The organism is Conexibacter woesei DSM 14684 (assembly GCF_000025265.1).
Taxonomy (GTDB): Bacteria; Actinomycetota; Thermoleophilia; order Solirubrobacterales; family Solirubrobacteraceae; genus Conexibacter; species Conexibacter woesei.
Genome location: NC_013739.1, coordinates 5,007,640 through 5,026,678 on the forward strand (window position 1 = coordinate 5,007,640; position 19,039 = coordinate 5,026,678).

Below are 19,039 nucleotides of genomic sequence, written 5' to 3' on the forward strand. Positions count from 1 at the left end.
GGCCTAGTTGAGCCGCTCCACGATCATCGCCTGGCCCATCCCGCCGGCGACGCACATCGTCTCCAGCCCGATCGTCTTGTCGAGCGTGTCGAGGTCGTTCAGCAGCGTCGTCATGATGCGCGCGCCGGTCATCCCGAAGGGGTGGCCGAGCGCGATCGCGCCGCCAAACGGGTTGAGCTGCTCGTCGGTGACGCCCCACTCGCGCTGACAGGGGACGACCTGCGCGGCGAACGCCTCGTTCAGCTCGATCACGTCGACGTCGGAGATCGACATGCCGGCCTGCTTGAGCACGTTGCGCACCGCCGGGATCGGGCCAAGGCCCATGTACTCCGGCTCCAGCGCGCCGACGGCGGAGGCGATGATCCGCGCGCGCGGCTTCATGCCCAGCTCCGCGGCCTTCTCCTCCGACATCACCAGCACGGCCGCGGCGCCGTCGTTGAGCGGGCATGCGTTGCCGGCCGTGACGGTCCCGTCCGCTCTGAAGACCGGTCTCAGCGCGGCGAGCTTCTCCGCCGTCGTGCCGGGTCGCGGGCCGTCGTCCTTGACGACCGTCGCCGCGGCGACGGTGACGTCCTCGCCCTCCGCGTTCGACTCGGTGTGCTCGGGCACGTCGACCGCGACGATCTCGCGGTCGAAGTGACCGCTCGCCTGCGCCTCGACGGCGCGGGTCTGCGAGATCAGCGCCCAGCGGTCCTGCTCCTCGCGCGTGACGCCCTCGCGCTCGGCGACGTTCTCGGCCGTCAGGCCCATCGGGATGTAGACGTTCATCAGCGAGCCCGGCGAGCCGTCGAGCTTGGGGTGGAACGGCATCGGCGATCCGCCCGCACGCGATACGGCTTCGACGCCGGCAGCGACGTAGATGTCGCCCTCGCCCGCTCTGATGGCGTGGAAGGCCATCCGCAGCGTCTGCAGCGAGGAGGCGCAGAAGCGGTTCAGCGTGCAGCCGGGCACCGAGATCGGCAGCCCCGCGAGCAGTGACGCGTTGCGGCCGATGTTGTAGTTCTGCTCGCCCTCGCCGCTGGCGGCGCCCATCATCACGTCGGAGATCTGGCTCGGGTCGAGCTGCGGGTTGCGGTCGAGCAGCGCTCGGAGCGGGATCGCGGCGAGGTCGTCGGCGCGCACGGAGCGCAGCGATCCCTTTCCGGCGCGGCCGATCGGCGTACGGACTGCGTCGACGATCACGGCGTCAGCCATGGTGCTTCCTTTCGTGAGGTGCCCGGCGGTCTCACTCCACGGGCATCGTCATCCCCGGCGGTCTCACTCCACGGGGGCCTGCCGCAGATGGTAGCCACATCCGCACCGGCAGATATCCGGTTGCGTTCAGGAGACCGTCTAGAGGCCGAGCCCGCGCACGCCGTCCTCGTCCCAGCCGAGGTGGTGCGCCAGCTCGTGGCGCACGGTGCGCGTGACCTGCGCGCGCAGCATCTCCGGGTCGTGCCCGAAGTCGCGCAGCAGCGTGTCGCGGTAGATGATGATGCGGTCGGCGAAGCCGTCCCGCGCGACCGTGCCGCCGTGGTAGAGGCCGTAGGCATGCTGCCGCCGGCCGCCGTCGGAGACGACGACGGCGACGTGCTCCAGGGCACGGTGGAACTCGAGCGGCAGCTCGTCGATCGCGGACCGCACGATCGCCTTGAAGTCCTCTTCGTTCCACGGGTCGATCAGGTCGTCATCGTCGTCGTCGAAGTCGTAGCCGTCGTCGATGTCGTCCTCGGCCTCGCCCCACGAGCCCTCGCGCGCGAGCCGCTCGCTGCGATCGACGAGCGCGTCGAACTCCTCGTCGCTCTCGGGATTCATCCAGCCGGCGAGCCGCCCGGTGATCAGCGACATCACGAACCCGAGCACGAGCACGCCGGCCGCCGCGACGGCGAGCCCCTGGAACAGCCGCATCGGGTACTGCGTCGAGAAGCCCTGGTAGACCGTGATGACCGCTATGCCGAGTAGCAGCGCAACCGCGGCGGCGAAGAGGATGCGTTGTGGCGTGGGCGCGCGCATGAGCGTGCACCTACGTTAGCCGCCGCGCGCCGGCGAGGCCAGCGCGCAGCGACGTCCGCGGGGCGGATCTACCGCAGCGAGCGGGCGATCACGATGCGCTGGATCTCGTTCGTGCCCTCGTAGATCTGCGTGATCTTCGCGTCGCGCAGCATCCGCTCGACGGGGTACTCGTTGACGTAGCCGTAGCCGCCCAGCACCTGGACCGCCTCGACCGTCACGCGCATCGCGTTGTCGGAGTTGTAGAGCTTGGCCATCGCCGAGTACTTGCCGCGGTCGACGTCGCCGCGATCGGCCTTCGCGCACGCCTGGTAGAGCAGCTCGCGGCCGGCGGCCGTCTGCGTCTCCATGTCGGCGAGCTTGAACTGGATCCCCTGGAAGGCGTTGATCGGCTTGCCGAACTGTCTGCGCTCGCGTGCGTACGCGGCCGCGTAGTCGGTCGCGCCCTGCGCGATCCCGAGCGCCTGCGCGGCGACGCCGAGGCGCGAGTAGTCGAGCGTGCCGAGCGCGACGTGCATCCCCTTGTTGACCTCGCCGATCAGGTTCTCGGCCGGGATGCGGACGTCGTCGAAGATCGGCTGCCCGGTCGGTGAGCCGCGGATCCCGAGCTTCTTCTCGTGATTGCCGACGCTGAAGCCGTCACGCGTTCTCTCGACGACGAAGGCGCTGATCCCGCGCGAGTGGCCGGCGGTCGGGTCGGTGACCGCGAAGACGATGTAGAAGTCGGCGATCCCGAGGTTCGAGATCCAGTTCTTCGTGCCGTTGATGACCCACTCGTCGCCGTCTCGGACGGCCTTCGTGATCATGCCGCCCGGATCGGAGCCGGCCTCGGGCTCTGACAGCGCGAACGCGGGCGTCCACTCGCCGGTGGCGCACTTCGGCAGGAAGCGCTGCTGCAGCTCCTCGGAGCCGAACAGCTTGATCGGCAGCGTGCCGAGCTCCTGGACCATCAGCATCAGCGCGGTCGAGGCGCACGCCTTCGCGATCTCCTCGACGGCGATGTTCAGCATCAGCACGCCGGTGCCGGTGCCGCCGTGCTCGGGCTCGAACGGGAGGCCGAACAGGTTCAGCTCGGCGAACAGCTCCCGCAGGTCGTGCGGGTAGGCGGCCTTCTCGTCGATCTCGGCGGCGCGCGGCGCGACGCGCTCCTGCGCGACCTTGCGGATCGTCTCGCGCAGGTCGAGCTGGTCGTCGGTGAGGGCGTAGGCATCGGCAAGTGCGGACATGGCGCCGATCCTAACGGCGAGTGCGCGCGACGAACGCCGATAGGAGAAGGGTCGCCTTTCTCCGGTGCGCAGAACGACGAAGGGGCCGCGCCGTTGCCGGCGCGGCCCCTTCGGAACCTCGTGTCTGCGAGCCGGAGCGGCTAGAAGCCGGCCGGGTGACGGACCGTGAAGCCGCTCGAGGAGCGCATGTCCGACTGCCAGCGCGAGGGATCCGCGCCGCTCGTGTCGAAGCGGAGGCCGGCGACGACCATGTACATGTGGCCGCCGTGGGCGTAGGTCGTGATCCACTGACCCTCGCCCGGGTCCTCCCAGTTCATGAACCCGCCGGAGGGCATCGACGTCTTCAGCAGTCCCGCTCTGTAGAGCGCGTAGCTGACCGAGCCGGAGCAGTCGTAGCCGCGGTCGATCCACTTGCCGTGACCGCCGCCGTAGACGTACGGCTTCGTCGCGATCTCGTTGGCGGCGTTGATGACGTCCTTGACCTGCTGCGGCGCGTCGGAGGGGGCGACGGCGAGGCCGTTGGCGAGCAGCTTCGCTCTGCCGACGGGGGCGGAGACGGTCGACATGTCGAAATCCGCGCCGCCTGCGCCCTCGGCGTCGCCGATCTTGCGCAGCGCGGTGACGGTCGCTGCGTCGACGATGCCCGTGACGGTCAGCTCCTGCGCCTGCTGGAAGCGCTTGACGAGCCGCTGCGTGCCGGAGCCGAACTGGCCGTCGATCGTCGTCGAGAAGCCGGCACGGTTGAGGTAGTCCTGCAGGACGCGGACGTCCTGGCCCGACATGCCCTTCTTGAGGACGCGGTCGCCGAGCGAGCGAGCCGTGGCGGTCGCGTTGCCCTTGACACGGGTGCGGGTGCTGTTCCCTCTCGGGTCCGCGACCTCGCGCAGCTTCGTGACGAAGGCGCTGTCGGCGATGCCGTCGACGGTGAGTCTGTACTGCTTCTCGAACTTCTTCACGTTGCCCAGCGTGATCGGACCGAAGTCCCCGCCGACCGGGGTCGTGAAGCCTGCTCTGGTGAGGAAATCCTGGAGGACGCGGACGTCCTGGCCGCTCATGCCCTGCTTGAGCGTGCGTCTACCAAGCGCGGCGCCCAGCGCCGTAGACGGGATGAGCAGCGCGGCAGCCAGCACGGCCAACGCCGCGACGAACGTCGCGGAACAGCGTTTGGCAGCCGGCGCAGCAGTGAACGACAAGGTGCAACCCCTTCTCTTTCGGGCGCCTGCGGGGTTAGCTGTCGGGCTCGCGCAGAAAGAGCAGCGCTACGTCGCGGAATACGACGATTCGCCCCTGAGTCCTGGAGGACTCTTTGGTTCCCCCGCTCTCCTGCGGTTGCGACGCTGGAGATTCGGCTGGGTTCTTGAACGACGGCGAGCAGGCTAGCAAGGGCCGCGGAGGGATGTCGACCCGTTATGGAGCCGAACCCCGCAAACTGGACGCATCGCACGCGTGGGCGCGGGTTATGGAGCACCCTCGATCCCCGGCCCCGTCTTATGGCACCTGCAAAAACGTTTATGTAGCCGAGCCGGGCGCGCGAGCGCTATGCGAGCGCTATCGTCGGCCGCCGTGCCCAGCCCTGCCGAAGCGCTCGCGCGGCTCGACCGCGCGACCGCCGCACTCGACCCGCCCTTCGCGGCCGTCGACCTCGGCGCCTTCCGTTCCAACGCGCAAGATCTGTTGCGGCGGGCCGGCGGACGCCCGATCCGGCTCGCGAGCAAGTCGATCCGCTGCCGGGCGCTGCTGGAGCGCACGCTCGCCTCCGATCCGGGCTTCCAGGGTACGCTCGCGTTCACGCTGCCGGAGGCGCTGTGGCTCGCCGACGCGGGCCTCAGAGACCTCGTCGTCGCCTACCCGACCGCCGACCGCGGCGCGCTGCGAGCGCTCGCCGCCCGCCCCGACGATGCCGGCATCACGCTGATGGTCGACGACGTCGCGCAGCTGGACCTGATCGAGCGCGCGATCGAGGGTGCCGCCCCCGTCGGCGCCACAACCCCCGCCGGCGCCCCCGCTCCCGTCGGCGCCCCCGCTCCCGTCGGCGCCCCCGCTCCCGTCGGCGCCCCCGCTCCCGCCGGCGCCGCCGCCCCGCGCCCGATCCGGCTCTGCATCGAGGCTGACGCCGGCTGGTGGCCGTTCGGAGGGCGGGTGCGGCTCGGCGTCAAGCGCTCGCCGCTGCACGAGCCGGCGCAGGTCGCGGCGCTGGCACGCGCGATCACCGCACGGCCGGCGTTCCGGCTCGTCGGGCTGATGGCGTACGAGGCGCAGATCGCCGGCGTCGGCGACCGCCCGCCGGGCAACCCGCTGATGGGGCTCGCGCTGCGGGGCATGCAGCGCGCCTCGGCACGCGAGCTGGCGACGCGCCGCGCCGCGATCGTCGCGGCGGTGCAGCAGGTCGCGCCGCTGGAGTTCGTCAACGGCGGCGGCACCGGGAGCGTCGAGCTGACTGCGGCCGAGCCCGCTGTGACGGAGATCGCAGCGGGATCGGGGCTCTACGCCCCGACGCTGTTCGACGCCTACTCCCGCTTCAGGCCGCTGCCGGCGGCGTTGTTCGTGCTGCCGGTCGTGCGGCGGCCGGCCAGGGGCGTCGTCACCGCGCTCGGCGGCGGCTACCTCGCCTCCGGCCCGGCCGACGGCGCCCGTCTTCCCCGACCGGTGCTGCCCGCCGGGCTGCGGCTCGACGGACGCGAGGGCGCCGGCGAGGTGCAGACGCCGCTGCTGGGAGCCGCCGCCGACGGCCTGCGGGTCGGCGACCGGGTCTGGTTCCGCCACGCGAAGGCCGGCGAGCTGTGCGAGCGCTTCGGCGAGCTGCACCTGGTCGAGGGCGACCGCGTCGTCGAGACCGTCCCGACCTATCGCGGCGAGGGCCGCTGCTTCTTATGACGACTTGACATCGCGTCAGACACCATGTCTCAAGTTCAGGTCGAGCCTGAGGCAGGATTCCGGCATCGCCGCGTCCGTCGGCGATCCTGCCATCAGCTCGGAATCGGCGCCCCGATCGCGCCGAGCACGCGGTCGGTGTACATATTCACGAAGCGGCCGGCGGGATCGAGCCGCGATCGGACCGCCTGGAAGCGGTCCCAGTGCGGATAGCGCGGGCTCAGCGTCGCCGCCGTCTGGAAGTGGCGCTTGCCCCAATGGGGCCGGCCGCCGTACTCGTCCATGATCTGCTCGACGGCGCGGAAGTACGGTCTCCACTCCATCCCCTTGAACATGTGGACCGCGATGTAGCCGCTGTCGCGGCCGTGCACGGGGCTGAGGAAGGCGTCGTCGGGCGCCACGAGCCGCACCTCGATCGGGAACGGGATGCGGAAGCCACGCTCGTCGATCGTCGCGAGAATCCGCCGCAGGGCGGTCGCCGTGTGCTCGCGCGGCAGCGCGTACTCCATCTCGGTGAAGCGGACCGACCGCGTCGTCGCGAAGATCCGGTCGCTGCGGTCGATGACCTCGGTGGAGCCGGCGAAGCGCGTCACGACGCGGTTGATCGCCGGGATCAACCGCGGCGCCGCTCGTCCGGCGACGCAGAAGGCGTGGAACGCGTGGTTGGTGACGAGCACGTCGTCAACCCACGCGCGCACACGCGCGCGAGGCCGCGGCGGCCCGTCGACGCGGTTGTTGGTCCGCGTCAGCGCCGTGCTCGTGTGCGGGAAGGCGTAGAACTCGAAGTGGTCGTTCGCCGCGCCGAGCTCGTCGAGCGCGTCGAGCGTCTCCTCCAGCGGCGCCGTTCTGTCGACGCCGTGGAGCGTGAACGCGGGCACGCAGCGCAGCGTCACGGCGCTCACGACCCCGAGGCTGCCGACGCCGACGCGCGCGGCGAGGTAGGTGTCGAGCAGCTCGTCGGCGGCGGAGCACGTCAGCGTCGTGCCGTCCGCGAGGACCAGCTCGATCGCCTCCACCTGCGCGGAGATGTTCGGCAGCCGCGCGCCGGTGCCGTGCGTCGCGGTGGAGATCGCGCCGGCGATCGTCTGCGCGTCGATGTCGCCGAGGTTCTCGAGCGCGAGCCCGTGGACGGCGAGCGCGCCGCTGAGCGCTCTCAGCGTGGTCCCGCCCTCGACCCGCACCCGACCGCTCGCGCGGTCGACGTCGAGCACCCGGTCCATCCGGTCGAGCGTCATCAGCCGCCCGTCGCTACAGGCCACGTCCGTGAACGAGTGCCCGGAGCCCGCGACCCGCAGCCGCTCCCCGGCCGCAGCAGCCCGCTCCAGCGCCGCGACGACCTCCGGGACGCTCCCCGGCCGCTCGATCGCGGTCGGCCGGCAGCTCTCGTCCCCTGCCCAGTTGTGCCACATGCCTCGCAGCGTACCCCCGCCCGCGCGCCCGCGCGCGGATCGCGCCCGCGAAACGCCGCGAGCACACGGCTATCCTCCTCCACGATGTCCAACCCTGTGGAGCACACCCCCGCGGAGGTCCAGGCGCTGCTGGCCGAGGACCCCGACGGCGTCCAGCTCGTCGACGTCCGCGAGCCGCATGAGCACGAGGCCGGAGCGATCGCGGGCGCCAAGCACGTCCCGCTGCAGCAGCTGATGACGGCGGCCGAGCAGTTGGACCCCAACCGGCCCGTGATCTTCTACTGCCGCGTCGGCGGTCGCTCGGCGATGGCGACCGACGCCTTCCGCGCCTCCGGCTGGGACGCGCGCAACATGACCGGTGGGATCGTCGGCTGGGTCGACGGCGGCCTGCCGCTGTCGGACCCCGACGGCGTCGTCGCCGACCACTGACCCTCGCGCCGGCACGCGCCGGGCCGCCCAGCCGCCCGACGGCGCCGCGGTCGTTGCCGCGGCGCCTCCTCGGTCGGGCCCTTAACGCAGCGGGGCGGGCGGCCTGCCGGCCGCCCGCCCGTGTCGCTGTGTGTCGCCGTCGGCCGGGGCTCAGGTCAGAGAGCGCCCGTTGTTACGTCAGCCGCGGCGACCCGCGTGGGTGCGCTTCATCTTCTGGGCGATGGCTTGGTGGTCGCGTCCTTGCCACCGCCGGCGCACCCGCGGATCTGGAGCCGCTGTCTGCGGCTCACGAGTCTGCCGTTCTGCCCGCGGAAGCTCAGACTCGCTCTCGCGCGTCTGCTCTCCTTCGTGCAGAGGTTTCTGACGACGCCGACCGCGCCGTTTCTGCCCGGGATCAGTCGAAGCGTGAACTTCGAGACCGGGACGTCCGGCACGGTGTCGAACGTGTTGATCAGCGAGAGGTCTCTGCCGATCGTGATCTTCGCGACGACGTCGAGCTTGATCGCCGACGTCACGCCCGTGCCCTTCAACCGCACGACCATGTCGGGCAGTCTCCGCGCCGGGTTGCGGAGCAGGTACACCGGTCCGCGGAGCGGGTCGCGCAGCAACGGCGTCGTCGCCGAGGCGGAGCCGATCGGGTTCGGGCATCTCTCTGCCCGGTACTGCTCGATCGAGCACGCGTGTCTCTGGTTGACGACCTGCAGCCGCGAGTTGAGGATCGTAGGCAGCTTCACGCTCACCTCACGCAGGTTGCCCTGACCAGGCGTCTGCGTCAGCGTCGCCGTCAACGGCGTCGTCCTCTCCGCACCAGTCCGCCCTCTCGTGCCGACCCGCAGCGACAATCTCGGCGCGATCGGCAGGCGACCACAGTCGCCGACCTGGAAGCGCGAGCTGACGTCCGCACCGACGCCGTTCTGCGACGTGATCCGGCCGCCGACGCTCTTGGCCTTGCAGCTGGTCGGGTTGAGCATGAACCCGGGCTTGTCGATCGCCACGTTGACTGTGCGGACGTGGAGCGGGATACCCTGCAGGATCCGCGGCAACGGCTCCGAGACGACACGCAGTGCCGCGCTCGACCGATCGACGTAGATCCCAGCCCGCACGATGACGTTACCGAGATCGAACGGACCCGCGACCGCCGGAACGACGATCGAGAGGCCAAGCGGCGCGTCCTTGTACGGACCCGTCAGGTAGACGCGGCCGCCCTGGATGTTGACCGGCGTCGAGCCCGGCCCTGCGGCCGTGGTCACGCTGCCGATTCTCGACGCCTCGCCGCAGCCGCCGGCGGTGGCCGGTCCATCGGCGCAGAGCGTCGTCTTCGCGAGCACGCCGGTCAGACCCTCTGGCATCGCGACCGTGATGTCACGCAGCTCCTGGTCATGATCGCCACGGCCGAACGTCAGCGAGAACGTCGACGATCTGCCGCCGACCGGGTTCACCGATCCGGCGTCGAACGTCGGTCTGAAGCCGATCGGGGCGCAGCCCTGATCGATCGTCATCGGCGTCGTCGCCGACACCGTCTTGTTCGTCCACGACGTGATCCGCGTCGTCGACTGGTACGTGCCGCACGTTCTCGGGTTCACGAGCGGCGCCCGCGGCCCGCTCTTGAACGCCAGGTCGAACTGCTCGAACGGCAGCTGCGGGTTGTCTCTGAACGTCGTCGTCAGCTGGCCCGTGACCGGATCGGGATCGACCCTGCCGGCCAGCTTTATCGTCACGCCCGTCCCCTCGGCGAGGATGTACAGCGCCAGAAGGGAGTTGAACGGGTTGTCGTTCTGCTTGGCGAGGTAGACCGAACCGCCCATGGGCTGCTCGAGCAGCGGCGTTCTGATCGCGATCGTGCCGATCTTCGACGCCTCAGGACAGGTGACCGCACTGTCGGTTCTGTAGCCGAACTGCGCCGGCGAGCATGCCTGCAGCCCGTTCGCCGACGACGGCGAGACCGACATGCCGTTCGGCAACGCGATCTGCACCTCGTCGACGTGCGCGGTCGCGATGCCTCTGGGCAGGTCGCTCTGAGGCACCTTGATCTGCACGTCGAGCCCGGTCGGCCCGGCGGCCGCGCGCGAGGTCGGCGTCGCCGTCATCGTCGGCTCGAATGGAACACGATCGCAGTTCTCCATCGGCCCGGCGAGGCTGTGCGTTGCGGTCGCCACCTTGCCCTCGTACGAGTACGCACGCAGCGTCGTGGTGGGGGTCGTCTCGCACTCGGTCGTCGCGGCCATGAACGGCACGCGCGGCCAGTCTCTCGCGACATTGGCCGGGTTGCTGTCGGCCGGAACGCCCCACAGCGTGACGTCGGTCGCGACGAGCGGGTGAGCGAGCGGCAGCTCGTCGGTGATCGCGGTCAGCCCGCCGTCGGGCTTGACCTTCACCTTGATGAAGGCGTACAGGACCGGGTTGGGCTTGATGCCGAGCAGCACCGGCTCGCCCGCCGGGCGCTCGAGATTGAAGATGCCGGAGTCCTCGAATCTCGTACCGTTGAAACCTGCCGCGAAGACGTCGGTGACGCCGACCTGGCTCCGAGCTGGGCAAGGAGTCAGCGAGTAGAACTGATCGACCGAGCACGTCTCGAACGCAGTTGGATCTCCGACGAGCCCGACCGGCAGGTCTATCTCGAGCCGTCTCGCCCGGCCGTAGGTGACGCCGTCGGGGGGCCAGCTCGGGTCTATCACGTTCGGCACTTCCTCATGGTGGAACGCAAACGACGTGCTGACGTCAGGGTGACCTCCGGCCTGCATGTCGCTCGTCGCGGTCGTGAACGACTCGATCGCGAACTGTTCCGGGTCGAGCGCGCCAGCAGCAAAGGCCGCCCCGCTCCCCGCGGCGACGGCAGCCGCTCCGATGCCGACCACCGCTGCGACACGCGCAAGAGCATGACGCCATCGCTGGCGGGAGAGCCCGGGGCGATGCGGCGCTTTCGCCCATCGGTTGCTCATCTCTGGCACCTCGACATCGAGACCTCCGACCGTGCTTTCGTCGATCTGCACCGGGAGGCGGGTGGCGCACACGCTAGCCACGGAGCATCACCACCCGCTGCACTGACGTGTCCGACTCCGTGTGCAACACGCTGATGACGACGCGGAGCCTTCTCTTGGCTCTGAGCGCGTTCCGCGCTTGCTGCGACAGGCTGAGGGGCACCCGCACGGTGGCGCGGCCTCTCACTGCGGCCGTCGAGCGAGCAACCAGAACGGTACGACGCCCGAGTCTCGCGCGCGCCGTCGCAGTGACCGCGCCCTTCATGTTCGCCCGCACGCGCAGCACGATCCGCCCGCTGCGCGCGAACGCTCGCTGCTGCTTCGCCGTGATTCTCAGCACCGAGTGGCGCGCGACCGGGGGCGCCTCGTCCTGCACATCACCAGGGCCGTCGAAGGCGGTCGTTCCAGGCAACTGCAGCGCCGTCGGTGGCACGAGCGGCCCCTGGCAGCGGTCGCCCTCGCAGGCCGACGCTCTCTCGGGCAGTGGGAAGCCGCCCCCCACGCGCGCGGCGTAGAGATCGATCGCCGTGTTGCGGTCGAGCTCCGGGATCAGCCGAGCACTCGTTGTGAAGAAGACCGTGTTGCCGTCCACTGAGTTGTCGTGGTACAGGGCGTGCGCTCTCTGGGTACCGGGCGAAACCAGCCGGACGGTGCCGTCCTTCCATTCATATACGTCGACGTACTCGTTCAGGTCTGACGCGACGAGCTGGTCCGCCGTCTCGAAGAAGACGCGACCATCCTCCGCGACGACACGCCCGAGCAGCGGGAAGTTGCGCAGGGTGTTGGAAATGCTGACCGCGCGTGGGATAAGGCCGAAGGAGATTGAGAAGTTCCCGATGTCGGCACCGCCTGCGGGCGGGTCGCCTTCTGCGGTGGTGGAGATCCGTCTCACGCCCTGCTCCGGAGTCCAGCGGTAGACCTGTCTTCCTCCCGGCGGTGTCCCGTCGAACGAGCCCAGTGCGCTGAAGACGATCACGCTGCCGTCCGGCGCGAAACGCAGCGCGCGGCTGTCGAACCCCGAACTGCCGACGGTGTAGTAGTCAAACACGTCCATGGCGTCGAGGGCCCCGAGCGTCGTCACACTTCCACCGCGCACGACGCGCAGGTCCCAGGGAAAGTCCGTTCGATAGACCACCGTCGAGCCGTCGGCGGAGAGGCCGAGGAAGGAGACTCCCGCGGCGTCGGTCGCGACAAGCGAGAGCGTGTCGCTGGCGACGTCGTAGCGGTAGAGCGCGTCGCCGGCTTCCTTCGGCTCCGGCGTCAATCTCTCGGCGGTCTGCAGGTAGACGACCTCGCCGTCATCGGAGGCGCCAGCGAAGTCGACTCTGCCCGGCGCGTCGCCCCCGCGTCGGGGCGAGACGAGCCTGAGCTCGTCACCCTCGCGCATGAAGACGCTCTGGACGTTGGCCGGCTCGCCGCCGAGCGACGTGCCGGCGTGATGGAAGAAGATCCGCGAACCGTCTCGCGAGATCGCGCCGGGCTGTGCGAAAGTCCCGTTCGTGCTGACGCTAGTGAGCGGCGGCACGGCGGCGCCTCCGACCGCAACTCCCGAAGCATCCCGCGACACGAGGCGAATGCCGTCTGGCGTCCACTCGTATACGTCCGTATCTGCGTTCGTGTCCTCGGGAACGAGTCTGAGCCCGCTCTGGAAGAGGCCGTGCCTCACGTCATCGGACGCCGCGAGTGGGAGGCGATTCTCGCTTGGATCCTTCAAAGGCTCCGGCGCCGGAGCGAGCCACCGCGGCACGTCGCCGCCTTCCCACATGTATGCGGTTTGCGGGGGGTTGTCCACTGGGCCGGTTGGAGAGCCCCCGGGGTAGTCCCGGTTCAGCCCCTTGTCGGTCGCGAAGGCAGCACGGCTACCGTCGGGCGAGACGAAGAAGACGGCTGAGCCGAATCCTCCCTTCGGGTCGGTGACCCCAGGCCCGGTGACCCACTTGGTCTCCCACCCGGACGCCGTTCGCCGTGAGCAGAAGCCGTCTGGTGCGAGCTCCCCGTTGACGTCCGCCCCGGCAGCCGCATTTTCGGCGTCGAAACAGACCACGTTGCCGTCCGGTGTCGACATCCCGCTGCCCGGGAGTGTCCGCGCCGAACTGCCGGGCGGCGTCACCAACTCGTACGCCCGATCGGCCGCCGTCGCCGGCGCCGCCGCTGCGATCACGCCGAATCCAACGCCCACGACAGCCGCAGCCAAGTGCCGGCGGCTCGTCCGTGTCCTCATCTCAATCCCTCTCCTTGCAATCCTGAACCCCTCCCGGCTTATCCGACCGTCGCGGGGGCGCTCCGAGATCTTTGCAAACTCCGATGTTCCGAGAGTACACCGAGCTGCGGCGCGAAGACAAATGCGAACGTTCCCTGTGGCCCCACGGGCTGCCCAATTGACGCGATATGCCGCGACGACGGGCGGGTGCACCCCCGCCAGGCCATCGTCGTGCGCGAGAACACGATCTCGGAACGCGTGCAGACAATGCTCAAGCTTCCTCAACAATCCCAACAAGCCCTCACCAACTACATCGCACTCACGGAATCAACGATCCAGGTCGCCCCGCGAATCGTCATGCCCCTCTCCTGGTCTGCGCCTGCACGCAGAAGAGGGTGCCGCACCATTTGGTGCGACACCCTCCTATTTCTGCGTTAGTTGCTAGGTGAACGTCCCGCTAGCCGGTTATCGTCGCGCCAGGGAGCGTGACCGTCAGGCTCGCATCCGCGGTCGGCGTGCACGCGCCGCTTAGCGTCACGTCGAGCGCAGCCGTGCCTCTCACAGAAACGGTGGAGGTTCCGCTTCCAGTGCCTGCGAATCTACCTCTGTACTGGCAGCTGCCGCCCAATATGTTTCTGATTAGGAGCACTATGTCGGCGCTCACGCTTCTCGGGCTCGAGACTAGGTCGCTTATGATGTTGATGGCACTCACGTAAGTCGCGGCGGTGAGCGTCCCTCTGCAGCCGCTGGCGGTGAAGCCGGTCACGGAACCAGTCGTGCTGCTCGACGTGCTCGCTCTGACGCCGGAAAGGACGCAGGAGCCGTTGCCGAGTCTCGATATGGTGTTGAAACTGCCGGAACCCAGGGTTCTACCTGCGTTGTCGAACGGGAACGTTATCGTCGCGGACGCGGGGCCAGCGAACATCGCCGTCAACGCGACCGCCATCGCGGCGACCAACGCGCCGCGCTTGAAGAGCTTCATGAGCTTCTCCCTGATTGTGTTGTTCACTACGACATTCACCGCGGTGTCCAACTGTGTCGGGCGCCCACGCAGCGCTGCAAGTTCAAGAAGACCGCGCACCCGACTCAACGAGCCGGACACGTCCGGACGATCCCCTTCAACTCCATCCGCACACGCAGTCTGTGCAACGACCAAGATGCGATGCGACCCCCAACATCCAACATCTAGACCGTAGCACGCCCCTCGGCGCGGTTGCAACCAATAAGACGCTCACAACGTCAACCGTGCAGCAATAGCGAATGCAATGCCGCCCGCCACAAGCAAGCCTCGAAATCGTCACGATTTGATGTCACATAGTCTGCCGACACCTCGCTTAGAATGTTATTTATCTGAATCCAACAACTCTCGCTGGGGGCTTATTGGAATCCTCTAAATAGCGAACGCACTCTCACGTCAACAAGTCAAGCATCGCCCCTACGATCGGCCCCCCTCCGATCGTAGGTCGAAAGTAGCCGGGCGGGCGTGTCAGGATCGTGACGCCGACACCGCGCGAACCCGGGAGCGTGTAGCCGACACGGGCGCTACGCGGCCACCACTCACCCGCCGACTACGAGAACATCACCGCTCACAGCTCCACACGGCCGCCGAAACAACCCCGGTCCATCTCAGCGGAAGAGTTCCAGCGGTTGGGATCGCGTCAGCACGCGGCTTGCGGTAGCTGATCTCGTGGTGCCCCGTCTCCGCCCGATCCCGAAACGGCGGCTGAGCGGGCGCCCCCGGCCTCTGGTTGCAATACACGAAACCTCAAGTTACAATTATTGAGCGGGTTGGCTGATTCGACGAGTTCGACATCGTGAACTTGTCGTGCATGATGCATAGCGATCCGACACAAGCCGAAGCTGCGCGGCAGGCGTTCCAATAGTCTAACTCAGGAGAATCATGAAGCCTTTGAGTCGCCTCGCGGCCGCCACCGCGTTGGCCATCGCCGCGACCCTGGTCATCGCAAGCTCAGCAGCGGCGACGATCACCTTTCCCTACAGCACGACGTCGGGCACTGGTTCGTTCAACACGATATCCAGCATTGGTAACGGCTCTTGTGTGCTGTCAGGCATCAGAGCGAGCTCCTCGAGCAGCAGCGCCGCCAGCGTTACCGGATTCACGGCCAGCGCCTGCAGAGGGACGATCGTCTCCGCCGCGTACACGGTGCCCATAACGCTAACGATCGCACTACCGGGCGGCGCGATAAGCGACGTCATCTCAATCCTAATCGTCAACATCCTGGGCGGTCACTGTCTCTACTCAGGCACGTTCACGGGGACGGCGAACGGCACATCGACCAAGTCCGTGTCGGGTACGGCCACTCTGATCAGAACACTAAGAGGCATCTGCACCCCGACGGCGACCGGCAATCTGTCAATAACCCTCCCGGGGGCGAGAATAGGTTAGGTCGCTCGATGTGAATCGTCGACCGTCGGTGACGGGTGGCGCGCACGCGGCGCGCCGCCCGTCGGCGGTGACGAGGCGCCGCCGCATGGACGCCACAACCGACCGATAGCCAGCCGTCTGGACTAGATGCAGGCTGTGACCTTTCGCCGCCCTGTCCATCGTGGAAGTACGCCTTCTGGCTCCCCGGCGGTGCGTGGAAGGGCTGCCATCAGAGCGGCTCCAACTGGTGCTCACCAGAGCAGGAAGCAGGAAGCCGCTCGCGGCACGTGGTGCATCAGGAAGGTTACTCTCGCACTCGCCGTACGGCCGGGGATGAGCGCTGCTGAGGCCCGGGGGCTGCGAACGGGAAGCGTCGCGGCTGCGAAGGCGGACGCAACCGGTCCAACGCTCGCACGCAGGCAGGAGCAGCTATGAGCGGAGAGCGCTCGCGGCCGACGCGGTGCGACGCCGCGCGGAACCCGGGAGCGTGAAGGTGACGCGGGCGCCGCCCTCGGGGGAGCATTCCGCGAAGATGCGGCCGCTGTAGGCGTCGACTATCGCGCGAGCGATCGCGAGCCCGGGACTGGCGCCGCCGGTGCGGCGAGCGCGCGCTGTCAGTGCGGCGAACGCGATCGAAGACACGATCGCGCTGCGTAAGCGTGATAACGGACCGTTATCCTCAATCGCGAATTCGACCTCGGTGCGACCGACCGCAATGCGGTCAAGCGGACCACGCCCCTGGATCAGAGCGCGCAGCGAGCACGGAAAGCGCGATCTGACCCAGCAGGTCGCGCTCCCCTCCGAACGGTGCGTGGATGGGCGAGAGTCGGGACACGGCACCGTCCCGAGAACGACGAAAGGGCGGGCAGTTGGTTGAGCCGCCCGCCTTTCGGTGTCGTCGAAGCGCCGAGGCGCACCCGGGATCAGCGGGCGCACAGCCGTAGCGAATCGATCCGCCTGGTTTAGTGTCACTAGCGGAGACAGGACCCCGGTGGCAGTTAACACGCTTCAAGTAATGAAGCGCCGCCTCCGAGACGTGCGACCACGAAGGCTCCCGACCGCATGCATCATTCCGGCTGACAGGTGCGCCCGCCACCGGCGGGTTCCCGGTTTCGGAGCTGAGGCGCCGCTCTCCCTCCAAGGATGCGGCGCCTCAACGCCTACCGTCCAGCTACGAGTAGATCGGTGAGCATAGTGAGTGAGCGTGACCCTTGCCAGACCCGATCCCGCCGATCAGGGGTTGCCGGCTGTAACGATCGCGCCGCGGCGGGACAGCGGCGATTCTGCCGCCGCCGTTCACCGCGGCTCCTCTTGAGGCTGATCCCATGAACAGCTATGAACGGGCCGGCTCTTTGCCCGCGCGCTTCGAGGCCGCGCGGAAGCCGGGGAGCGTGAAGGCGACGCGGGCACCGCCCTCGGGGGAGCTGCCGGCGGCGATCGTGCCGCCGTGGGCCTCGACGATCGCGCGGGCGATCGCGAGGCCGAGGCCGGCGCCGCCGGTGCGGCGGGCGCGGGCGCTGTCGGTGCGGTGGAAGCGGTCGAAGACGCGGTCGCGCTGCTCGGGCGGGATGCCGGGGCCGTCGTCCTCGATCGCGAACTCCACCTGGGTGCGGTCGAGGACTCTGACGGTCAGGCGCACGAGGCCGCCGGGGCCGGTGTGCTCGACGGCGTTGCGGGCGAGGTTGCGCAGCACCTGGGCGACGCGGTCCTCGTCGGCGAGCAGCCTTCCCTGCGGCAGCTCGCCCAGCTCGAAGGCGCGGTCGGCCGTGAGCGTGAGCGCGTCGAACAGCTCGGTCACGAACGGCGCCAGGTCGAGCGAGTGCGGGCGCACCAGCTCGCCCTCGTCCGCGCGCGCGAGCAGCAGCAGGTCGTCCACCAGCCGCTCCATCCGCAGCACCTCCGTGCGGACGACCTCGTCGACGTGGCGGACGTCCGCGGGCGTGACCGCCGTCTGGCGCGCCAGCACCTCCAGCTGGCCGCGGATCACCGTCAGCGGCGTGCGCAGCTCGTGCGAGGCGTCGGCGACGAAGCCTCGCTGGCGCTCGAAGGCGTTCTCCAGGCGGTCGAGCATCCTGTCGAACGCGTCGGCGAGCACACGCACCTCGTCGCGCGGGCCGGTCGAGGAGATCCGCTGCGAGAGGTCGCCGGCCGTCACCTCCGCGGCCGTGCTCGCCATCCGCCGCAGCGGGCGCGAGAGCCGCGACGCGAACGCGAAGCCGAGCACGATCGCGGCGACCAGCGTGACCGTGCCGGCGAACACGAACGTGCGCGCCACGCCGCTCTGCGCGCGGCCGACCGCCGCCGCCCACTCGCCGACGCCGATCTCGGCGACCGGTCTGCCGCCTCGCTCGACCGCGATGAAGTAGAGCCGCAGCGGCTCGTCGTTGACGCGCACCGTCGAGAAGCCGATATGGGCCGTGCGCAACGCGCGCGCCTCGTCGCTCTCGCGCCGCGGGCCCGCGATGTCACGCTCTACTCCAGGGTTACCCTCGGCCGGGTTCAGCTCCGGCAGGTTCGAGACCGTGCCGCCGCCTCTGATCCGCACGATGTAGAGGCGCGTCGTCGCGCCGAACGACGTCTGGTCCTGGAGATACGTCTCCGCCTTCTGCGCGAGCGCTCTCGGTCTCACGTCGAGCACCGGCAGGCTCTGGTCGAAGGCGATCGCGTCGGTCCGCAGGTCCTCGTCGATCTGGTTGCGGACCTCTGTGCCGGTCCCGCGGTAGGTGGCGATGAACGCGGTCGCGAGCGCGACGACGAGGATCACCGAGATCGACAGCGCCAGCCGAGCGCGCAGGCCGCGCATCCAACGCCAGCGGGAGCCCTGCTCGTTGCCCCCGCGTGCGCTCATGGCCGTGTCGTGAGCCGGTATCCGACCGATCGCAGCGTGTCGATCGGGGTCGGTCTGCCGGGCAGCTCGAGTTTGCGCCGCAGGTAGCGGATGTAGACCTCCACCACGTTCGTGCCGGGATCGAAGTCGTAGCCCCAGACCGCGCTGAGGATCTGCTGGCGCGACAGCGCCTGGTCGGGATGGCGCAGGAAGTAGGCGAGCAGGTCGAACTCTCGCGCTGAGAGCCGCAGCTCGACGCCTTCGCGTCTGACGTTGCGACCGAGCAGGTCCAGCTCTATCCCCGCCGCCGACAGCGTCGTCGCGTCCCGCTGGCGCGGCCTGCGCAGATGCGCGCGCACCCGCGCCGCCAGCTCGTCGAAGGAGAACGGCTTCGTGACGTAGTCGGTCGCGCCGCCGTCGAGCCCGGCGACGCGGTCGTCGACCGTCGCGCGGGCGCTCAGCATCACGACAGGCAGCTCCGGCTTCACCCGCCGGATCGACGACAGCACCGCCAGCCCGTCACGTCCCGGCAGCATCACGTCGAGCACGACGAGGTCGACGTCGTCGTGCAGCGCGCGCCGCTCGCCCTCGATCCCGTCGCCCGCGATCGAGACCGCGTAGCCCTCCGCCTGCAGACCGCGCTGCACGAAGTCGGCGATCGCGGTCTCGTCCTCGATCACCAGGATGCGCATCAGCCCATCGTAGACCGCGCGGGCAACCGGGC

Annotated in this window: 14 protein-coding genes and 1 riboswitch; of the genes, 2 read left to right on the forward strand and 12 right to left on the reverse strand. The window is 69.1% G+C overall.

Annotated features, from left to right (window positions below; translation table 11 throughout):
• Positions 1 to 3: 3 nt before the first annotated feature.
• The 4 genes from CWOE_RS23595 to CWOE_RS31325 all read right to left on the reverse strand — a co-directional run bounded on the left by CWOE_RS23595 (position 4) and on the right by CWOE_RS31325 (position 4,270).
• Positions 4 to 1,194: an acetyl-CoA C-acyltransferase gene (locus CWOE_RS23595; RefSeq protein ID WP_012936162.1), complete on the reverse strand. Its 1,191-nt coding sequence runs from the start codon at positions 1,192 to 1,194 to the stop codon at positions 4 to 6.
• Between the two features lie 138 nt (positions 1,195 to 1,332).
• On the reverse strand, positions 1,333 to 1,992 hold the full coding sequence (locus CWOE_RS31320) for a metallopeptidase family protein (protein ID WP_012936163.1): 660 nt from the start codon (positions 1,990 to 1,992) through the stop codon (positions 1,333 to 1,335).
• 68 nt (positions 1,993 to 2,060) lie between these two features.
• Complete coding sequence (locus CWOE_RS23605; protein ID WP_012936164.1) at positions 2,061 to 3,215, reverse strand: acyl-CoA dehydrogenase family protein; 1,155 nt, start codon at positions 3,213 to 3,215, stop codon at positions 2,061 to 2,063.
• A 140-nt stretch (positions 3,216 to 3,355) separates the two neighbouring features.
• Complete coding sequence (locus CWOE_RS31325) at positions 3,356 to 4,270, reverse strand: peptidoglycan-binding protein (RefSeq protein WP_148261130.1); 915 nt, start codon at positions 4,268 to 4,270, stop codon at positions 3,356 to 3,358.
• 146 nt (positions 4,271 to 4,416) lie between these two features.
• A riboswitch (cyclic di-AMP (ydaO/yuaA leader) is annotated at positions 4,417 to 4,576 on the reverse strand.
• A gap of 178 nt (positions 4,577 to 4,754) precedes the next feature.
• Here CWOE_RS31325 and CWOE_RS23620 point away from each other — a divergent pair.
• On the forward strand, positions 4,755 to 6,089 hold the full coding sequence (locus CWOE_RS23620; RefSeq protein WP_012936166.1) for an amino acid deaminase/aldolase: 1,335 nt from the start codon (positions 4,755 to 4,757) through the stop codon (positions 6,087 to 6,089).
• A 92-nt stretch (positions 6,090 to 6,181) separates the two neighbouring features.
• Here the strand turns inward: CWOE_RS23620 and CWOE_RS23625 are convergent, their stop codons facing one another.
• Positions 6,182 to 7,495 (reverse strand): D-arabinono-1,4-lactone oxidase, encoded by a 1,314-nt coding sequence (locus CWOE_RS23625; protein ID WP_012936167.1) that lies wholly within the window; start codon positions 7,493 to 7,495, stop codon positions 6,182 to 6,184.
• Positions 7,496 to 7,579: 84 nt separating this feature from the next.
• Here CWOE_RS23625 and CWOE_RS23630 point away from each other — a divergent pair, with 84 nt between their 5' ends.
• A complete protein-coding gene (locus tag CWOE_RS23630; protein ID WP_012936168.1) occupies positions 7,580 to 7,924 on the forward strand; it encodes a rhodanese-like domain-containing protein in 345 nt (114 codons plus the stop codon).
• Between the two features lie 206 nt (positions 7,925 to 8,130).
• Here the strand turns inward: CWOE_RS23630 and CWOE_RS23635 are convergent, their stop codons facing one another.
• The 7 genes from CWOE_RS23635 to CWOE_RS23665 all read right to left on the reverse strand — a co-directional run bounded on the left by CWOE_RS23635 (position 8,131) and on the right by CWOE_RS23665 (position 19,007).
• Positions 8,131 to 10,779, reverse strand: coding sequence for a hypothetical protein (locus tag CWOE_RS23635; RefSeq protein ID WP_041730877.1), 2,649 nt, complete (start codon positions 10,777 to 10,779; stop codon positions 8,131 to 8,133).
• A gap of 157 nt (positions 10,780 to 10,936) precedes the next feature.
• A complete protein-coding gene (locus CWOE_RS23640) occupies positions 10,937 to 13,123 on the reverse strand; it encodes a TolB-like translocation protein (protein WP_012936170.1) in 2,187 nt (728 codons plus the stop codon).
• Positions 13,124 to 13,559: 436 nt separating this feature from the next.
• Positions 13,560 to 14,204, reverse strand: coding sequence for an autotransporter (locus tag CWOE_RS23645; RefSeq protein ID WP_236262150.1), 645 nt, complete (start codon positions 14,202 to 14,204; stop codon positions 13,560 to 13,562).
• An 893-nt stretch (positions 14,205 to 15,097) separates the two neighbouring features.
• A complete protein-coding gene (locus CWOE_RS33635; protein WP_160165560.1) occupies positions 15,098 to 15,319 on the reverse strand; it encodes a hypothetical protein in 222 nt (73 codons plus the stop codon).
• A gap of 598 nt (positions 15,320 to 15,917) precedes the next feature.
• A complete protein-coding gene (locus tag CWOE_RS34500; protein WP_148261132.1) occupies positions 15,918 to 16,493 on the reverse strand; it encodes an ATP-binding protein in 576 nt (191 codons plus the stop codon).
• A 328-nt stretch (positions 16,494 to 16,821) separates the two neighbouring features.
• Entirely contained in the window at positions 16,822 to 18,336 is a 1,515-nt protein-coding gene (locus CWOE_RS31330) for a sensor histidine kinase (protein ID WP_012936173.1), read from the reverse strand.
• A complete protein-coding gene (locus CWOE_RS23665; RefSeq protein ID WP_012936174.1) occupies positions 18,333 to 19,007 on the reverse strand; it encodes a response regulator transcription factor in 675 nt (224 codons plus the stop codon). The genes CWOE_RS31330 and CWOE_RS23665 overlap by 4 nt, the downstream gene beginning before the upstream one ends.
• Positions 19,008 to 19,039 lie beyond the last annotated feature (32 nt).